The sequence below is a fragment of the Aeromonas sp. ASNIH1 genome (assembly GCF_002934285.1).
Classification (GTDB): Bacteria; Pseudomonadota; Gammaproteobacteria; order Enterobacterales; family Aeromonadaceae; genus Aeromonas; species Aeromonas caviae.
On record NZ_CP026228.1, the window covers coordinates 277,614 to 294,377 of the forward strand.

Below are 16,764 nucleotides of genomic sequence, written 5' to 3' on the forward strand. Positions count from 1 at the left end.
GGCCTACATCCCCCAATCACAAGCCCCTGGGCTGACGCTAGACGGACCAGATCATGCCGAATTTCTTTATTCATCGGCCCAACTTCGCTTGGGTCGTCGCAATTTTCATCAGCTTGGCGGGTTTGCTCGCCATATTCTCGCTGCCGGTGGCGCAGTACCCAAATGTGGCTCCACCACAGATTCTGATCGCGGCAACTTATCCTGGCGCCTCCGCCGAAGTCATCAACGACAGCGTCACCAGCCTGATCGAAGAAGAACTCAACGGCGCGAAGGGTCTTCTTTACTACGAATCCAACAGCAGCAGCTCGGGCGTGGCCGAAGTCAACGCCATTTTCGAGCCGGGCACCAATCCTGACTTGGCACAGGTGGACGTCCAAAACCGCATCAAGCGCGTGGAGTCGCGCCTGCCACAGGCTGTAACGCGGCAGGGTTTGCAGGTCGAGCAAGCCAATTCAGGATTTCTCATGATCTTCGCCTTGACCTACGACACCGAAGGCAAGGACGAGGTGGGACTGGCCGACTTCGCCGCGCGCAACGTGAACAATGAAATCCGCCGGGTGCCCGGCGTAGGGCGTGTGCAGATGTTCGCTGCCGAGCGTGCGCTACGCATATGGGTTGATCCGGCCAAGCTAGTGGGCTATGGAATGTCGGTCGCCGACGTAGATCGCGCCATCGCCGCTCAGAACGCCCAGGTGTCTGGCGGAAGCATCGGTGAGCAACCTAGCCCCGAGGGCCAGGAGATCAGCGCATCCATCATGGTGCAAGGCCAGCTGGCTTCGGTGGCGGAGTTTTCGCGCATCGTATTGCGTGCCAATGCCGACGGTTCTACCGTGCGGCTGTCGGACGTCGCTCGTGTCGAGATGGGCCGCGCTGACTACCGGATGTCCTCGCGTCTGAACGGCAAGCCGGCCGCCGGTGTCGCGGTACAGCTTGCCCCGGGCGCGAACGCGCTGAAAACTGCCGAGGGTGTCAAAGCACGGTTGAAGGAGCTATCTGCAAGCTTTCCAAGCGGCATCAGCTACAGCGTGCCCTACGACACGTCCAAGTTCGTGCAGGTTGCGATCAAGAAGGTTCTGCTCACGCTGGGCGAGGCGATGGTGCTGGTGTTCCTGGTGATGCTGCTGTTCCTGCAGAACTTCCGCTACACGCTGATCCCGACCATCGTGGTACCGGTCTGCCTATTGGGCACACTGGCCGTGATGTTGCCGCTGGGCTTCTCCGTCAACATGATGACCATGTTCGGCATGGTGCTGGCCATCGGCATCCTTGTAGACGACGCCATCGTGGTCGTGGAGAACGTCGAACGCCTGATGGCACAGGAAGGACTGTCTCCCCAGGAGGCGACCGTCAAAGCCATGAAGCAGATCAGTGGCGCCATCGTCGGTATCACGCTCGTTCTGGCGGCAGTGTTCCTGCCGTTGGCTTTTATGAGCGGCTCGGTCGGTGTGATTTACCGACAGTTTTCAGTGTCGTTGGCGATCTCCATTTTGTTCTCCGGCTTCCTGGCGCTGACCATGACACCGGCGCTGTGCGCCACGCTGCTCAAGCCTATTCCAAAGGGTCACCATGTCGAGCGCAAAGGCTTGTACGGCTGGTTCAATCGACACTTCGGTCGGCTCACGAGTGGCTACTCGGCGATGAACACTCGGCTGATCGCGAGCGCTGGTCGCATGATGCTGGCATTCGTCGTGATCGTGGTGGTACTGGGCTTCACCTATACGCGCCTGCCGTCGGCGTTCCTGCCTACCGAAGACCAAGGCTATGTAATGACTGACATCCAGTTGCCGCCTGGCGCCACGTACCAGCGCACACTGGCCACCACGCAGCAGATGGAGAACTACTACTTAGAACGATCCGCCGTAGCCGACATCATGTCGCTGCAGGGCTTCAGCTTTTCCGGCCAGGGTCAGAACGCCGGCCTGGCGTTCGTGATGTTCAAGGACTGGGGCGAGCGTTCGCCCGACGAGTCGGCCATGGCCGAGGCGGAGCTGTCCAACGGCGCGTTCCAGAGCTTCGAGGATGGCACACTGTTTTCCGTGGTGCCGCCACCGATTGAAGGGCTGGGTACCTCCGGCGGCTTCGCCCTGCGTCTACAGGATCGCGGTGGTTTGGGCCGCGAGGCCCTGCTGGCCGCCAATGAGCAACTCATGGCCAAAGTGTTTGAGAACCCGATGTTCGCTTACATCATGGTCGAAGGCCTGAAGGACGCGCCGCAACTGGACGTTCGCGTGGACCGCGACAAGGCTGAGGCGCTGGGCGTCTCGTTCGATGCGGTCAACGCCGCGCTTTCCACGGCCTACGGCTCCGCTCTCGTCAACGAGTTCCCGAACCAGGGCCGTATGCAGCGCGTGATTGTGCAGGTGCAGCCAGACAGCCGCGCCACACCCGAGTCGCTTGGCAAGCTGCATGTTCCGAACCGGGATGGCAAGCTGGTCGCGCTGGAAGCCTTCACCAATGTCGGCTGGAAGAACGGGCCGGTACAGGTGGTTCGCTACAACGGCTATCCAAGCATCAAGCTGATTGGTGACGTTGCGCCCGGTGGCAGCACTGGCGACGCCATGGCCGAGATCGAGCGAATGATGGGTGAGATGCCGGTCGGCATCGGCTTCGAATGGACCGGCCTATCCTATCAGGAGAAACAGGCCGGTTCGCAGGCGCCCATGTTGCTTGCACTGGCACTCGTCGTCGTGTTTTTGGTGCTGGTCGCGCTGTATGAGAGTTGGTCTATCCCGCTCTCAGTACTGCTGATCGTACCGATCGGCGCGCTCGGTGCGGTCGCGGCCGTGATGTTGGCGGGCATGCCAAATGACGTGTACTTCAAAGTGGGCTTGGTCACCGTCATCGGCCTAGCAGCTAAGAACGCGATCCTGATCATTGAGTTCGCCAAGGACCTGCACGCTGAGGGCAAACCACTGGTGGAAGCGGCCATCCAGGCTGCGCGCCTGCGGTTTCGGCCAATCGTGATGACCTCGCTCGCCTTCATTCTGGGCGTGGTGCCGCTGGCGCTCGCAACCGGCGCGGGCGCAACCAGCCAGCGCGCCATTGGTACGGGCGTGCTCGGCGGGATGTTAAGTGCCACCCTACTCGGCGTGCTGTTCGTACCAGTGTTCTACGTCTGGGTCATGTCCAGATTCAAACGGAAGAAAGCTGATATCCAAGAGAGCCTCCCTGCGCAGATTGAGGGAGAAGAAAAGTGAAATCAGTGACAACCCCCATGCGCCGCTTTACGGTGCACCTTCTCGCGGCCAGCGTGATCGCGCTTAGCGGGTGCTCGATGGCGCCCGTCTACGAACGTCCCGCAGCCCCCATTCCTACGGCATGGAGCAAGGTCGGAGAGGCCGCCGACATGGATGCGCAGCCTTCTTCGGCGGCAAAACTGGATTGGCAGTCCTTCATCGCGGATGAGTCGCTGCGTAAGCTTGTCGAGCTAGCGTTGTCGAACAACCGTGATCTGCGACAGACGCTGCTCAATGTGGAGGCCGCTCGCGCGCAGTACCGCGTGCAGCGGGCTGATCGCCTGCCCGGCATTGATGCGCAAGGCAGCGGCAGCCGCCAGCGCATGCCGGCGGACCTCAACCCTTCAGGTCAGGCAGGCGTGCAGAGCACGTGGCAGGCCGGCGTCGGAATGGCGGCTTTCGAGCTGGATCTGTTCGGCCGGGTGCGCAACCTGTCGCAGGCGGCGCTCGAAGAGTATCTGGCGACGGAAGGCGCCGCCCGTGCGGCGCATGTCAGCCTCGTGGGTGAAGTCATCCAGGCTTATCTGACGCGCCACGGTGCGCAGCAGCGCTACACCCTGACGGCACAGACCTTGGAAACGCGGGAGGCTTCGCTGAAGCTGATCGCCCAGCGCCGTGCATCAGGCGTTTCCACCGCACTCGACTACCAGGAGGCGCGTGGCCTGACCGAACAGGCCAAGGCTGACCTGGAGCGCATTGACCGCGAGTTTCGCCAGGCGGGCAATGCCTTGAGCCTGCTGGTTGGCGTGAGCGATGTCGGTGGCTATCTGCCCGCTTACCCCAGCGAGGACGTGCTGCTGGTGCAGGAGATCGCACCGGGTACGCCCTCCGAGCTGCTGGCGCATCGGCCTGACATTCAGGCGGCCGAGCATCGGCTTCGTGCCCGCAATGCGGACATCGGTGCGGCCCGCGCGGCGTTCTTTCCGCGCATTTCGTTGACCGGGATGTTCGGCAGTTCCAGCGCGGATCTCTCGAACCTGTTTGATTCTGGCCAGCGCGCATGGTCCTTCGCACCGCAGATCAGCGTGCCCATCTTTTCTGGCGGTCGCAATCGGGCGAATTTGGACTTGGCCGAAGTGCGCAAGGACATGGCTGTGGCCGGCTACGAAAAGACCATCCAGACCGCGTTCCGCGAGGTCGCCGATGCGCTGGCGGCGACCGACACGCTGCGCCGCGAGGAACTGGCGCAGCGCGCCCTGGCAGACAGCAGCCAGGAAGCGATGCGACTGGCCGAGGCGCGCTATCGCGGTGGCGTCGATGGCTACCTCCGTTACCTGGACGCGCAGCGACATGCATTTGCTAACCAAGTTGCGGCAATCGAGGTCAGCACACAGCGGCAGATAGCTCTGGCGAGCCTGTTTGGGGCTCTGGGTGGCGGATGGCGAGACGTCGAATTGCAGCCGGTGCATGCCGGTCGTACCGGCACGCCATCAGCGCCGTGAAATCCATCGCTGCGTACTGCTGAACCGTGCGCAGCGATACCCAACACATGAATTGAAGAGGTAATTGCGTGTTATCCCCACAACCCAACAGATGGGTCGTATTGCTGGTCGTCATGCTGGCGTTTCTTCCCATCGTTCTGGATTTAACGATCCTGCATGTCGCCATCCCGTCCTTGACCTTGGCACTTGAGGCCACGGGCACCGAGGTGTTGTGGATCATCGACATCTATCCCTTGTTGATGGCGAGCCTGCTGATTCCGATGGGCACGCTGGCCGACCGTATCGGGCATCGCCGCCTGCTCTTCATCGGGCTGTCTGTCTTTGGCGTCGGATCGGCGCTGGCGGCGATGTCGCCAACCGCACAGGCACTGATCGGTGCTCGGGCGCTGATGGCCGTGGGCGCGGCCATGGTCATGCCTTGCACCCTCGCGATCATCCGTCAGACGTTCAAGGACGATACGGAGCGCGCCACAGCCCTGGGGATCTGGGGGGCTGTGGCATCAGCCGGTGCCGCACTGGGGCCGCTCGCCGGCGGCGCACTACTGGAGCACTTCTGGTGGGGCTCGGTCTTCCTGGTGAACGTGCCGGTTCTGATGCTCGCTATTCCTCTAGTCTTTTTCCTGGCGCCACGTCATGCCGTGCTCGCCGAAGGCGCCTGGAAGCCAGCGCAGGCATTGCTCCTGATGGCGGGGCTGATGGCCACGGTGTACGCCATCAAAACGGGACTCAAGAGTGACGGCGCATGGTGGCTGAGCCTCGTCATAGGTTGCATCGGAACGGCGATGCTGGCCTGGTTTGTCCGCATCCAGCTTCGATCCACACACGCGATGCTGGACATGAGCTTGTTCTCCAAGCCCGCGATTCGCATGGGCGTGGTGATGGCGTTGGTGGTGATGGGTTCGCTGGCCGGGGTGGAACTGTTGCTTGCGCAGGAACTCCAGTTCGTCACGGGACGGAGCCCGCTGGAGGCAGGACTTTTCATGCTACCGCTCATGGCGGCATCGGCGGTGGGTGGACCGCTTGCAGGTCTCATTCTCCGAGCGGTTGGACTGCGGCTGGTCGCAACGGGATCTCTGGCGCTTGCCACGATCAGCATCGCTGGGTTGGCGTACAGCGATTTCAACAATGCCGGCTTCGGCGTGGCCGTTCTGATGGTGGGTCTTGGCCTTGCATTGGGCGTTGGGCTGACGGCTTCTTCGGTGGCCATCATGAGCAGCGCGCCGGAGGAGAAAGCGGGCTCGGCTGGCGCCCTGGAGGCGACAAGCTATGACCTGGGCACCGGATTGGGGATCGCCGGGTTCGGGTTGGTGATGGCATCGAGCTATCAAAGGGCAATTCACCTGCCCGAGGGCATAGCGCCAGAAGTAGCGGCAATCGCTGCTCGATCTGTCGGAGAAACCATGTTGGCTGCTCAAAGCGTAGGCGGGCCATCTGGGCAAGCGATCGCAGAGGCTGGCCGGCAGGCCTTCAGCACGTCACACAGCATGGTGCTTCTTTCCGCCGCGGTATTGATCGGCCTCCTTAGCATCATGATTTTTTCAGTATTCCGGCAGCAAGCCAACGAACACGTTGGCGCCGGTACTCACTAGATTCGAGAGGGTGGAATGGAGTTACGTCATTTGCGCTGTTTCCTTGCGGTAGCTGAAGAACTCCATTTTGCAAAGGCGGCAGAGAGGCTGCATATTGAACAATCGCCGCTGTCTCGAACTATCAAGGAACTTGAGGAAGACCTCGGTGAACAACTGTTTATCCGAACCAGCCGCAGCACGCGCTTGACGAGAGCCGGAAAGCTATTTTTGGAACACGTGCCGCGAGTGTTTTCTGCTTTGCAACAGGCACGTGACAGCGTGAAGGCGGCAGCCAATGGCTTCCACGGCCAATTGCGCATCGCATTGTCCGACGGAATCACTCCTTCACGCCTGCCAGCCTTGCTGGCAATGTGCAGGCAGGAGGAGCCCGAGGTAGATATTCGGCTGTTTCAAGTACCACTCTCACAGCAGATCAAGGGGCTGCAAGATGATCTGTACGATGTGGGTTTTGCGCAGTCCGACGAAGTGGGCGAAGGCATTTCAGCCGAAATAGTATGGAATGACCCACTGATGGTAGCAGTGCCAGCGCGGCATCATTTGCTTAGGCATAAGCGAATCCCGTTGGATGAAGTGCTGCAATTCCCGCTTGTACTGTGCGATCCGCAGGCATGCGAGGGACATGCCCGCCAGGTCGAGCGCGTGCTGCGGCGCTCGGATAGAGAACCGTTGATCGCTGAGAGAGTTCCCTCGTTCGAGTTGATGATGGTCGTTGTATCGGCTGGCTACGCCTTGGGGCTGGCCGGTGGCTCACACATTGCGGCAAGTCGTGAGTCCGGTGTGGTCGCACGACCTTTGGCTGGACGCTCTCCTATGCTGACGACCTACCTATTGCGCCGCGAAGGTGATGTATCCGAAGTATTGACCCGATTCATTGAACGGGTGCAGGCCATTGACTTGCCTGAAGGCAAGAGACATGTGCTACCCCCTGAACCAGACCCCGAGGAGGAAATCGAGCTATGAAGCGAATACTCTCGTTGTTGCTTATTGCGGGGCTCACTGCTTGCGGCCCATCGGAGACGCCCAAGCAAGCCGACGTGCCGACCGTGGAAGAACTGGCCGCCGATCCTGCGCGGTTGAAAGATCTGCGCCAGCAGTGCAAGACCGACCGCGCGACGCTGGGCGACATGTTGTGCAACCGAGTAGCCGAGGCTACCCGCAAGCGGTTCTATGGCGATGGCCAGACCCCTTACACGCCGTCAGAAACGCCACCGAAGTTCTGATCGCCAACTCTTCGAAAAAATTCTGTTCGTCTTTGCAAACACGCCGCAGCGCGCTCGCGCCTGCGGCGTTTTTACTGGTTTCTTCCCTGCATGAAACCATGCTTTTTGCATCACCTTGATGCCGATAACGGTCTTTGACCGGCACTGAACCGGCACCGATCCTGACGCCTGCGGCACGCCTTTGTGCCGCGTTTTCCACGGGGAATCAGCGCAGGAGAAATCGGAGGCAAAGGTATGCAGGCTCAAGGCGTGTTGTTCGGCCAGATCGCCGCTGTGTTCGGCATCGTGATCGCCGGTGTGTGGGGTGCCACCCAATGGACAGCCGCCGCCTTGGGCTACCAACTACGCCTGGGCTCGCCCTGGTTCGACTTACACGGCACGCCGGTCTATTACCCGTGGAAGCTGTTCGAGTGGTGGTTCTTCTTCGACGCCTATGCGCCGCAGGTGTTCGACACCGGCGGCATGATCGCGGCAAGCAGCGGCCTGCTGGCTGTGGCGGTCGCCATCGCCATGTCGGTGTGGCGCTCGCGCCAGGCACGCAAAGTGACGACCTATGGCTCGGCCCGCTGGGCCGACGCCGCCGATGTTCGCAAGGCCGGACTGACGCAGCCGGTCGGTGTCTTTCTCGGCCATCATGAGAGCCAATACCTGCGGCACGAAGGCCCGGAGCACGTCCTGACCTTCGCGCCGACGCGCTCGGGTAAAGGCGTCGGCCTGGTCGTTCCCACCTTGTTGAGTTGGCCTGCGTCCGTCGTCGTTCACGACATCAAAGGCGAGAACTGGACGCTCACTGCCGGCTGGCGCTCGCGGTTCAGCCATTGCCTGCTGTTCAACCCCACTGATGCGAAGTCGGCAGCCTACAACCCGTTGCTGGAAGTCCGGCGCGGCGCGCACGAAGTACGCGACGTGCAGAACGTGGCCGACATTCTGGTCGATCCCGATGGTGCGCTTGAACGTCGCAACCATTGGGAAAAGACTTCGCACGCGCTGCTGGTCGGCGCGATCCTTCATGTGCTCTACGCGGACGAGGACAAGACGCTGCGCGGTGTCGCCAACTTCCTCAGTGACCCGGCTTGCCCGTTCGAGCTGACGCTGCACCGGATGATGACGACGAAGCACCTGGGCGATGCGCCGCACCCGGTCGTCGCATCCGCCGCGCGGGAAGTGCTGAACAAGTCGGACAACGAGCGTTCCGGTGTCTTGAGCACCGCCATGTCGTTCCTCGGCCTGTACCGCGATCCCACGGTGGCCGAAGTCACATCACGCTGCGACTGGCGCATCGCCGACCTGATTTCCGCCGAACACCCAGTTTCGCTCTATCTGGTGGTGCCGCCGTCCGACATCAGCCGCACCAAGCCGCTGATCCGGCTCATTCTGAACCAGATCGGGCGGCGGCTCACCGAGTCGCTTGACGGCAGCGACGGTATCGAGCGCCGCCACAAGTTGCTGCTGATGCTGGATGAATTTCCGGCGCTGGGCCGGCTCGACTTCTTCGAGTCGGCGCTTGCCTTCATGGCCGGGTACGGCATTCGCAGCTTCCTCATCGCGCAGTCGCTCAATCAGATCGACAAGGCCTACGGCCAGAACCATTCGATTCTGGACAACTGCCACGTCCGCGTGACGTTTGCGACGAACGACGAACGCACGGCCAAACGCATTTCGGAAACGCTCGGCACCGCGACCGAGCTGCGCGCGCAGCGCAACTATGCCGGCCACCGGCTCGCGCCGTGGCTTGGGCATCTGATGGTGTCGCGGCAGGAAACCGCGCGCCCACTGCTGACACCGGGCGAGGTGATGCAGCTTCCGCCCGATGACGCCGTGGTGATGGTGTCCAGCGTCGCGCCGATCAAGGCGAAGAAGCTGCGCTACTACACCGACGCCAACTTCAAGCGCCGCGTGCTGCCGCCGCCCGCGCTCGCTGCCGGGCCAATCAATGGACGTTATGCCGACGCGCCACCTTCTCGGCCCGACGACTGGAGCGGGCTGGCGATCCCGGCCGTGCCCGCCGCACCGGCTTTGGCATCCGCCGACGACCTTGGCGGCACCGATGACGGCGGCCCGCGCCGCCAGCCGGAGCTATCCGAATCCGTCGCCTACGACCCCGAAACGGACGCATACGCGACCGACCTGGCGCTGCTCGATGACGACGACGACTTGCCGCTGCCGCTTCCCGGCCAGCTCGATCCGGCCATGCAGCGCACGGCCCGGCTGGCTTCCCTCGACCCCAACGACGGAATCGACTTATGAGCCAATACCGATTGAACCTGTTCATCCAGCACGAGCACGCCAAGCGCCTCGATGAACTGGCCGCCAAGAAAGGCGTCTCGAAGTCCAGCATCGTTGCTGCTGCCCTGGCGTCATGGCTGTCGCCGGACGCGGGCGACCAGCGCGAGGCCGCCATCGCCAAGCGGCTCGATCGCCTGTCACGGCAGGCCGAACGCCTGGAGCGCGACCAGAACATCCAGATCGAGACGCTGGCGCTGTTCATCCGCTACTTCCTCACCGTCAGCACACCGGTTCCCGAAGCCCATCAAGACGCAGCCCGCGCCCAAGGCAAGGCGCGTTTCGAGCAGTTTGTCGAACAGCTTGGCCGCCACCTGCTGCGCGGCCGGAGCTTGGTGCGCGATGTGGTGGAGGAACTGCATCCCGATCCCATGCGGATGGATGAAGCGGTAGCACAGACCGAAGCCCATGAACGGGCCGCGGAGCGTGCGTCATGAGCGCCGTTCCACAGATCCCGCCCGAACACCGCTCGTCTGCTGCGACCTCGCTGGATCGCCGCATCCAGATGCTGCGCACGGCGATGGGGCCGCTGATCGCCGCCGCGCTGGAAGACCCGGACGTGGTGGAAATCATGCTCAACCCCGACCGCACCCTATGGGTGGATCGGTTGTCGTCGGGCCGCACGCCGCTGGGCGTCGAACTGCCCGAAGCCGATGGCGAACGCATCATCCGCCTGGTGGCCGCGCACGTCGGCGCGGAAGTGCATCGTGGTCAACCGCTCTTGACCGCCGAGTTGCCGGAAACCGGCGAACGCTTCGAGGGCATCTTGCCGCCGGCCGCGCCTGGCCCGGCCTTCGCGCTGCGCAAGCGGGCCGTGAGCATCATCGGCCTGGATCGCTACGTCAGCGACGGCATCCTGACGGCAAGCCAAGCGGACTTCCTGCGCCGTGCCGTGCGTGAGCGCCAGAACATCCTGATCGCGGGCGCGACCAGCAGCGGCAAGACCACGCTCGCCAATGCCTTGCTGGCCGAGATTGCCGCCACGGGCGACCGTGTGCTGGTGCTCGAAGACACCATCGAGTTGCAATGCGCGGCCCGCGACCATGTGCCGCTGCGTACCCGCGCGGGCGTGGTGTCCATGACCGAGCTGGTGCGCGCCACGATGCGCCTGCGGCCCGACCGCGTGATCGTGGGCGAAGTACGCGGCGGCGAAGCCCTCGACCTCATCAAAGTGTGGGGAACGGGGCATCCCGGCGGTATCGCCACCATCCACGCCGGTTCCGCGCTGGGTGCATTGCTGCGCCTTGAACAGTTGATTCTCGAAGTCGCGGTGAACCCGCCGCGTGCGCTGATCGCCGAGGCGATCAATGTCGTCATCCACATCGCCGGACGTGGCCGCAAGCGCCGCGTCGGAAGCATTGCCCGCGTCGTCGGCTTCGACGGCGCCGGCTATCGCCTGGCGGACGCGCTGGAAACGCCGCTTCCCGAGCTGCCGCCGCTTTCTTCCCCGTCCCTTGACCAACCTGGAGAACTGCCATGACGCACGTTGATGCTTTCCGTCTTTCTGTAAATCCGCTTTCTCGCCTGCCTATCCTGGCACGGCTGCGCAGCCTGGCCCGCCCTGCGGGGCAAGGGCTGCTGCTGGCCGCGCTGCTGCTGTTCCTGGCCGGAACAGCACAGGCCGCCGGTTCCTCGATGCCGTGGGAAGGTCCGCTGCAATCCATTCTGGAGTCGATTCAGGGGCCGGTGGCGCGCATCGTCGCGGTCATCATCATCATCGCCACGGGCCTCGCGCTCGCCTTCGGCGACACGTCGGGCGGCTTTCGCAAGCTGATCCAGATTGTGTTCGGCCTGTCCATCGCCTTCGCGGCTTCGAGCTTCTTCCTGTCGTTCTTCTCGTTCTCCGGCGGGGCCGTCGTATGAGCACGGCCAACGATCTTCCGGGTTTCGAGGTGCCCATGCATCGCTCGCTGACCGAACCGCTCCTCATGGGCGGTGCGCCGCGAACGGTCGCCATTGCGAACGGCACGCTGGCCGCCGCCGTCGGGCTGGGCCTGCAACTGTGGATTCCCGGCGTGGTGCTCTGGATCGTCGGCCATTCGCTGGCGGTGTGGGGTGCGCGCGTCGATCCGCAGTTCATGCAGGTCTTCGCCCGGCACATCAAGCACAAGCCGCTGCTGGACGTGTGAGGGGGATGCCATGCTGAACCTTGCCGAATACCGCCAGCGGCCTGCGCTGCTGGCCGACTGGCTGCCCTGGGCCGGGCTGATCGCGCCCGGCGTCGTCTTGAACAAGGACGGTGCTTTCCAGCGCACGGCGCGTTTTCGCGGGCCGGATCTGGACAGCGCGACGCAAGGCGAGCTGATCGCCACGTCGGCGCGGCTCAACAACGCGCTGCGCCGGCTCGGGTCGGGCTGGGCCTTGTTCATCGAAGCCGAGCGGGGGCCGGCGGCGGACTATCCGCATTCCGACTTCCCCGAACCGCTGTCCTGGCTGGTGGAGGAAGAACGCCGCGCCGCCTTCGAGGAATCGGGCCATCACTTCGAGAGCGGCTATCACCTGACGCTGGTCTACCTGCCGCCGGAGGAATCCCGTGCCCGCGCCGCCAAGCTGCTCTACGAGCACGCGCCCGGCGATGGCGTGGACTGGCGCGGGCGGCTCGATGCCTTCGTGGCGGAAACCGATCGGGTGTTCGACCTGCTCGATGGCGTGATGCCGGAGATCGCCTGGCTGGACGATGCGCAGACGTTGACCTACCTGCATTCGAGCATCTCGACGCGGCGCTACCGCGTGGGCGTGCCCGAAGTGCCGTTCCACATCGACGCACTGCTGGCCGATTCCGCCCTGGTCGGTGGCCTTGCGCCGACCTTGGGCGACCAGCACCTGCGGGTGGTGTCGGTGCGGGGCTTCCCGACCTCGACCTGGCCGGGCCTGCTGGACGACCTCAACCGCCTGGGCTTTGGCTACCGCTGGAGTACGCGCTTTGTCTGCATGGACAAAGCCGAGGCGGAAAAAGAACTCGGCCGTTTGCGCCGCCAGTGGTTCGCCAAGCGCAAGAACGTCGTCGCGCTGTTGCGCGAAACGATCTTCCAGCAGGAAAGTCCACTGGTCGATACCGACGCAAATAACAAGGCCGTTGATGCGGACGCCGCCTTGCAGGAGCTGGGCAGCGATCAGGTCGCCTTCGGCTACCTCACCGCCACGGTGACGGTGCTCGACGCCGACCCGGCTGCTGCCGACGAAAAGCTGCGCATGGTGGAACGCGTCATCCAGGGCCGGGGCTTCGTGACCATCCCCGAAACCTTGAACGCGGTCGATGCGTGGCTGTCGTCCATTCCCGGCAACGCCTATGCGAATGTGCGCCAGCCCATCGTTTCGACGTTGAATCTCGCGCACATGATGCCGCTGTCGGCGGTGTGGGCCGGGCCGGAGAAGAACGATCACCTCGACGGGCCGCCGCTGATCGTCACCCGCACCGATGGCGCGACGCCGTTCCGGCTGGTGACGCACATCGGCGACGTGGGCCATACGCTGGTCGCTGGCCCGACCGGCATGGGCAAGTCGGTACTGCTCGCCATTCTGGCGATGCAGTTCCGCCGCTACGTCGGCTCGCGCATCTTTGCCTTCGACATGGGGCGCTCGATGCGCGCCACGATTCTCGGTCTGGGCGGCGAGCACTACGACCTTGGGGCCGATGGCGGCATCGCCTTCCAGCCGCTCGCCCGTATCGACGGTGAGGGCTACCGCACCTGGGCGGCCGAATGGGTGGAAGGCCGTCTTCTGCATGAAGGCGTGACCGTTGGCCCTGACGAGAAGGCGGCCATCTGGTCGGCGCTGGGTAGCCTCGCGGGTGCGCCACCGGAGCAGCGCACGATGACCGGGCTTTCCGTGCTGCTGCAATCGAACGCGCTGCGCCAGGCCTTGTCGCCCTATGTGCTTGGCGGCGCGCACGGCAAGCTGCTGGACGCCGACCGCGACCGCCTGGGTTCCGGTTCGGTGCAGGGCTTCGAGATGGAAGAACTGATGCACAGCCCCGCCGCCGTGCAAGCGGTGCTGCGCTACCTGTTCGCCCGCTTCGATGAGCGTTTCGACGGTGCGCCGACGCTGCTGATTCTCGATGAGGCGTGGCTGTTCCTCGATGAGCCGGCGTTCGCCGCCCGCATCCGGGCGTGGCTGAAAACGCTGCGCAAGAAAAACGTCAGCGTCATCTTCGCCACGCAGAGCCTGGCGGACATCAAGGACTCGACCATCGCGCCCGCGATCATCGAGAGCTGCGCCAGTAGGATTTTCTTGCCGAACCCGCAGGCGACCGAGCCGCAGATTCGCATGATCTACGAGGGCTTTGGCCTCAACAGCCGGCAAATCGAGATCGTCGCCACCGCGCAGCCCAAGCGCGACTACTACTACCAATCGCGCCTCGGCAATCGCCTGTTCGACCTCGACCTGGGGCCGGCCGCGCTCGCCTTCGCGGGCGCATCCACACCGCAAGACCAACGCGACATCGACCGCGTGCTGACGCAGGCCGGCGCTCCCGGCTTTGCCGGTGCGTGGCTGCGCCATCGCGGCCTCGAATGGGCCGCCGACCTGCTGCCGTCCTCGCCGGCGGCGGCTTCCTTCCTGTCCCAACCACTGGAGAACCAGCCATGAAAAAGCGTCTTCTTGCCGCCGCCGTCGCGGCCATGCTTTGCACCGCTACTGCCCACGCGCAGTGGGTCGTTGTCGATCCCACCAACCTTGTGCAGAACACGCTGACGGCGATCCGCACGATGGAGCAGATCAACAACCAGATTCAGCAGCTCCAGAACGAAGCGGATATGCTCATCAACCAGGCGCGCAACCTGGCGAATCTGGATTTCAACATCGTCAACCGGCTGCGCTCGACGCTCGCCACCACCGAGCGCCTGATTGCCGAGGCGCAGGGGCTGGCCTATGACGTGCAGAACCTCGACAGCGATTTCGCACGGCTGTATCCGGAGCAGTACGCCGCCACCATCAGCGGCGACCAGATGTTCCGCGATGCCCGCGAACGCTGGAAGAACTCGCTAGACGGCCTGCATACCGCCATGCGGATGCAGGCGCAGGTGTCGCAGAACCTGGCGCAAGACGAAGGCGCGCTGGCCGACCTCGTGAGCCAGAGCCAGTCGGCCACCGGCGCGCTGCAAGCCATGCAGGCGACGAACCAGCTTCTCGCCTTGCAGGCCAAGCAGTCCATCCAGGCCCAGCAGCTCCAGATCACGCAAGACCGGGCCGCCTCGCTGGAACTGGCGCGGCAGGCGGCGGCCACCGAGCGCGCCCGCGAAGTGCGGCGGCGCTTTCTCGGCACCGGCACGCCGTACACGCCGCAGTCCGTCAACTTCTACAACAACTGACAGGGGGCGGCCATGCGATGCGTTCCTGTCCTGCTGGCCGTGCTGCTGACAGCTTGCGGCCAGCAGCCGGCCGAAGACCTGGCCGCGACCTTGGCCGCCGATCCCGTGCGGCTCAAGGCGCTGCGTGCCCAATGCGCAGCCGACCGGCACGCCGCAGGCGAAGACATCTGCCGCGCCGCCGCCGAAGCCTTCCGGCGGCGGTTCTTCGCCGGCCAGACCGGGCCGGACGAATACGGCTCGCTGGCCGACCTGCCGCCGATCCCGGCCAGCTTCGATGAGCCGACCACGGAGGACGCGCCATGAACGACGTGACCATCATCGACAGATTCCTCGACACGTTCTCGCGCTACATCGACTCCGGCTTCGGGCTGTTGCAAGGCGAAGTGGCGTTCCTGACGGCCACGCTCATCGTCATCGACATGACCATCGCGGGCCTGTATTGGGCCATGAGCCATGCGACTGGCCAAGGCGAGGACGTGATCGCCAAGCTGCTGCGCAAGGTGCTCTACGTCGGTGCCTTCGCCTACATCATCAACAACTTCAACTGGCTGGCCAGCATCGTGTTCCGCTCCTTTGCCGGGCTCGGTATCACCGCCACCGGCTCGGCCATCACGATGGAGAACTTCTTGCAACCGGGCCGGCTGGCAAAGACCGGCATCGACGCGGGCGCGCCGATCTTGGAGCAGATCGGCGACATGGCGGGCTTCCCCGAGGTGTTCGTGAACCTCGACCCCATCGTGGTGCTGTTCATTGCCTGGCTGGTGGTGATCCTCTGCTTCTTCGTGCTGGCGGTACAGCTTTTCATCACGCTGATCGAGTTCAAGCTGACGACGCTGGCCGGCTTCGTCTTGATCCCGTTTGCGCTCTGGAACAAAACCTCATTCCTCGCGGAAAAGGTGCTCGGCAACGTGGTGTCGTCGGGCATCAAGGTCTTGGTGCTGGCCGTCATCGTCGGCATCGGCTCGGGCCTGTTCGCTGAGTTCCAGGTTCACCCTGACGAGCCTTCCATCGACCACGCGCTGGTCGTGATGCTGGCCTCGCTCGCCTTGCTGGCGCTCGGCATCTTCGGCCCCGGCATCGCCACGGGCCTCGTGTCCGGTGCGCCGCAGCTCGGCGCGGGCGCGATGGCCGGCGCGGCGGTCGGTGCTGTCGGCACGGGCGTTGCCATTGGTGCCGCCGCGACCGGCGTGGGCGGTGCTGTCATGGCTGGCGCACGCATGGCCCCGGCCGCCGCCAAGCTGGCCGGCGCAGGTGCGCGTGCCGCCACGTCGGCGGCTGGTAGCGCCCGGTCGGCGTTCCAGGCCGGTTCCGCCGCTGCGGGCGGCGGGGCCAAGGGCGCGGCGGCTGGCCTGGGCAATGTCGCCAAGACCGGAGCACAGGCGGCAGGCCGCCGCGCCGCGTCCGGCGCTTCGGCTGCCGGGCAGAAGGTGGCCGATTCCTTCCGCGCCGGCTGGAACGGCACCGGCGCTGGCGCTGCTGGCGCAGGCCAGGCCGCCGCCGGCGAAGCGGCAGATGGTGCCGCCAGCTCGCCCAAGCAGGAGCAACCCGCCTGGGCCAAGCGGATGCACCGCCGCCAGCAGATCACCCATGCCGCGACCACCGCCGCCCACACGCTGCGTGGTGGCGACGGTGGCGGCTCCGGGCAAGGCCCGAGCCTGCGGGATTCCGATACCTAACCTTCAAGG

At 64.2% G+C, this 16,764-nt stretch carries 14 protein-coding genes; all 14 read left to right on the plus strand.

The features are described from left to right. Positions 1–53 precede the first annotated feature (53 nt). The 14 genes from C2U37_RS01290 (at position 54) to trbL (ending at position 16,755) form a co-directional block, all read left to right on the plus strand. Positions 54–3,197 (plus strand): efflux RND transporter permease subunit, encoded by a 3,144-nt coding sequence (locus tag C2U37_RS01290; protein ID WP_045353484.1) that lies wholly within the window; start codon positions 54–56, stop codon positions 3,195–3,197. Further along, positions 3,194–4,678, plus strand: a complete 1,485-nt coding sequence (locus C2U37_RS01295) for an efflux transporter outer membrane subunit (protein WP_274532972.1) — start codon at positions 3,194–3,196, stop codon at positions 4,676–4,678. Before C2U37_RS01290 ends, C2U37_RS01295 begins: the two co-directional genes overlap by 4 nt. Positions 4,679–4,779: 101 nt before the next feature. After that, positions 4,780–6,267 carry an MFS transporter gene (locus C2U37_RS01300; protein ID WP_199770499.1) on the plus strand — a complete coding sequence of 496 codons (1,488 nt, stop codon included), beginning with the start codon at positions 4,780–4,782 and terminating at the stop codon, positions 6,265–6,267. Between the two features lie 15 nt (positions 6,268–6,282). After that, positions 6,283–7,227: a LysR family transcriptional regulator gene (locus C2U37_RS01305; protein WP_023123530.1), complete on the plus strand. Its 945-nt coding sequence runs from the start codon at positions 6,283–6,285 to the stop codon at positions 7,225–7,227. Beyond that, positions 7,224–7,487 carry an EexN family lipoprotein gene (locus C2U37_RS01310; protein ID WP_023123529.1) on the plus strand — a complete coding sequence of 88 codons (264 nt, stop codon included), beginning with the start codon at positions 7,224–7,226 and terminating at the stop codon, positions 7,485–7,487. The genes C2U37_RS01305 and C2U37_RS01310 overlap by 4 nt, the downstream gene beginning before the upstream one ends. Before the next feature lie 234 nt (positions 7,488–7,721). Further along, a complete protein-coding gene (locus C2U37_RS01315) occupies positions 7,722–9,734 on the plus strand; it encodes a conjugal transfer protein TraG (RefSeq protein WP_023123528.1) in 2,013 nt (670 codons plus the stop codon). Continuing rightward, positions 9,731–10,207 carry a ribbon-helix-helix protein, CopG family gene (locus C2U37_RS01320; protein ID WP_023123527.1) on the plus strand — a complete coding sequence of 159 codons (477 nt, stop codon included), beginning with the start codon at positions 9,731–9,733 and terminating at the stop codon, positions 10,205–10,207. The genes C2U37_RS01315 and C2U37_RS01320 overlap by 4 nt, the downstream gene beginning before the upstream one ends. After that, entirely contained in the window at positions 10,204–11,250 is a 1,047-nt protein-coding gene (gene trbB / locus C2U37_RS01325) for a P-type conjugative transfer ATPase TrbB (RefSeq protein WP_023123526.1), read from the plus strand. The genes C2U37_RS01320 and trbB overlap by 4 nt, the downstream gene beginning before the upstream one ends. After that, complete coding sequence (locus tag C2U37_RS01330; RefSeq protein WP_023123525.1) at positions 11,247–11,633, plus strand: TrbC/VirB2 family protein; 387 nt, start codon at positions 11,247–11,249, stop codon at positions 11,631–11,633. The genes trbB and C2U37_RS01330 overlap by 4 nt, the downstream gene beginning before the upstream one ends. Beyond that, complete coding sequence (locus tag C2U37_RS01335; RefSeq protein ID WP_031654989.1) at positions 11,630–11,899, plus strand: VirB3 family type IV secretion system protein; 270 nt, start codon at positions 11,630–11,632, stop codon at positions 11,897–11,899. Before C2U37_RS01330 ends, C2U37_RS01335 begins: the two co-directional genes overlap by 4 nt. A gap of 10 nt (positions 11,900–11,909) precedes the next feature. Continuing rightward, entirely contained in the window at positions 11,910–14,357 is a 2,448-nt protein-coding gene (gene trbE, locus C2U37_RS01340; protein ID WP_023123523.1) for a conjugal transfer protein TrbE, read from the plus strand. Continuing rightward, positions 14,354–15,079, plus strand: coding sequence for a P-type conjugative transfer protein TrbJ (trbJ, locus tag C2U37_RS01345; protein ID WP_023123522.1), 726 nt, complete (start codon positions 14,354–14,356; stop codon positions 15,077–15,079). The genes trbE and trbJ overlap by 4 nt, the downstream gene beginning before the upstream one ends. A 12-nt stretch (positions 15,080–15,091) precedes the next feature. Beyond that, positions 15,092–15,382: a hypothetical protein gene (locus C2U37_RS01350; protein WP_023123521.1), complete on the plus strand. Its 291-nt coding sequence runs from the start codon at positions 15,092–15,094 to the stop codon at positions 15,380–15,382. Continuing rightward, entirely contained in the window at positions 15,379–16,755 is a 1,377-nt protein-coding gene (gene trbL, locus C2U37_RS01355; protein ID WP_023123520.1) for a P-type conjugative transfer protein TrbL, read from the plus strand. Before C2U37_RS01350 ends, trbL begins: the two co-directional genes overlap by 4 nt. Positions 16,756–16,764: the final 9 nt, after the last annotated feature.

Coding starts and splice junctions, on each gene's coding strand:
- trbJ (WP_023123522.1), top strand. CDS start 14,354: ATGAAAAAGCGTCTTCTTGCCGCCGCCGTCGCGGCCATGCTTTGCACC.
- trbB (WP_023123526.1), top strand. CDS start 10,204: ATGAGCGCCGTTCCACAGATCCCGCCCGAACACCGCTCGTCTGCTGCG.
- C2U37_RS01310 (WP_023123529.1), top strand. CDS start 7,224: ATGAAGCGAATACTCTCGTTGTTGCTTATTGCGGGGCTCACTGCTTGC.
- C2U37_RS01305 (WP_023123530.1), top strand. CDS start 6,283: ATGGAGTTACGTCATTTGCGCTGTTTCCTTGCGGTAGCTGAAGAACTC.
- C2U37_RS01335 (WP_031654989.1), top strand. CDS start 11,630: ATGAGCACGGCCAACGATCTTCCGGGTTTCGAGGTGCCCATGCATCGC.
- trbE (WP_023123523.1), top strand. CDS start 11,910: ATGCTGAACCTTGCCGAATACCGCCAGCGGCCTGCGCTGCTGGCCGAC.
- C2U37_RS01350 (WP_023123521.1), top strand. CDS start 15,092: ATGCGATGCGTTCCTGTCCTGCTGGCCGTGCTGCTGACAGCTTGCGGC.
- C2U37_RS01330 (WP_023123525.1), top strand. CDS start 11,247: ATGACGCACGTTGATGCTTTCCGTCTTTCTGTAAATCCGCTTTCTCGC.
- C2U37_RS01320 (WP_023123527.1), top strand. CDS start 9,731: ATGAGCCAATACCGATTGAACCTGTTCATCCAGCACGAGCACGCCAAG.
- trbL (WP_023123520.1), top strand. CDS start 15,379: ATGAACGACGTGACCATCATCGACAGATTCCTCGACACGTTCTCGCGC.
- C2U37_RS01315 (WP_023123528.1), top strand. CDS start 7,722: ATGCAGGCTCAAGGCGTGTTGTTCGGCCAGATCGCCGCTGTGTTCGGC.
- C2U37_RS01290 (WP_045353484.1), top strand. CDS start 54: ATGCCGAATTTCTTTATTCATCGGCCCAACTTCGCTTGGGTCGTCGCA.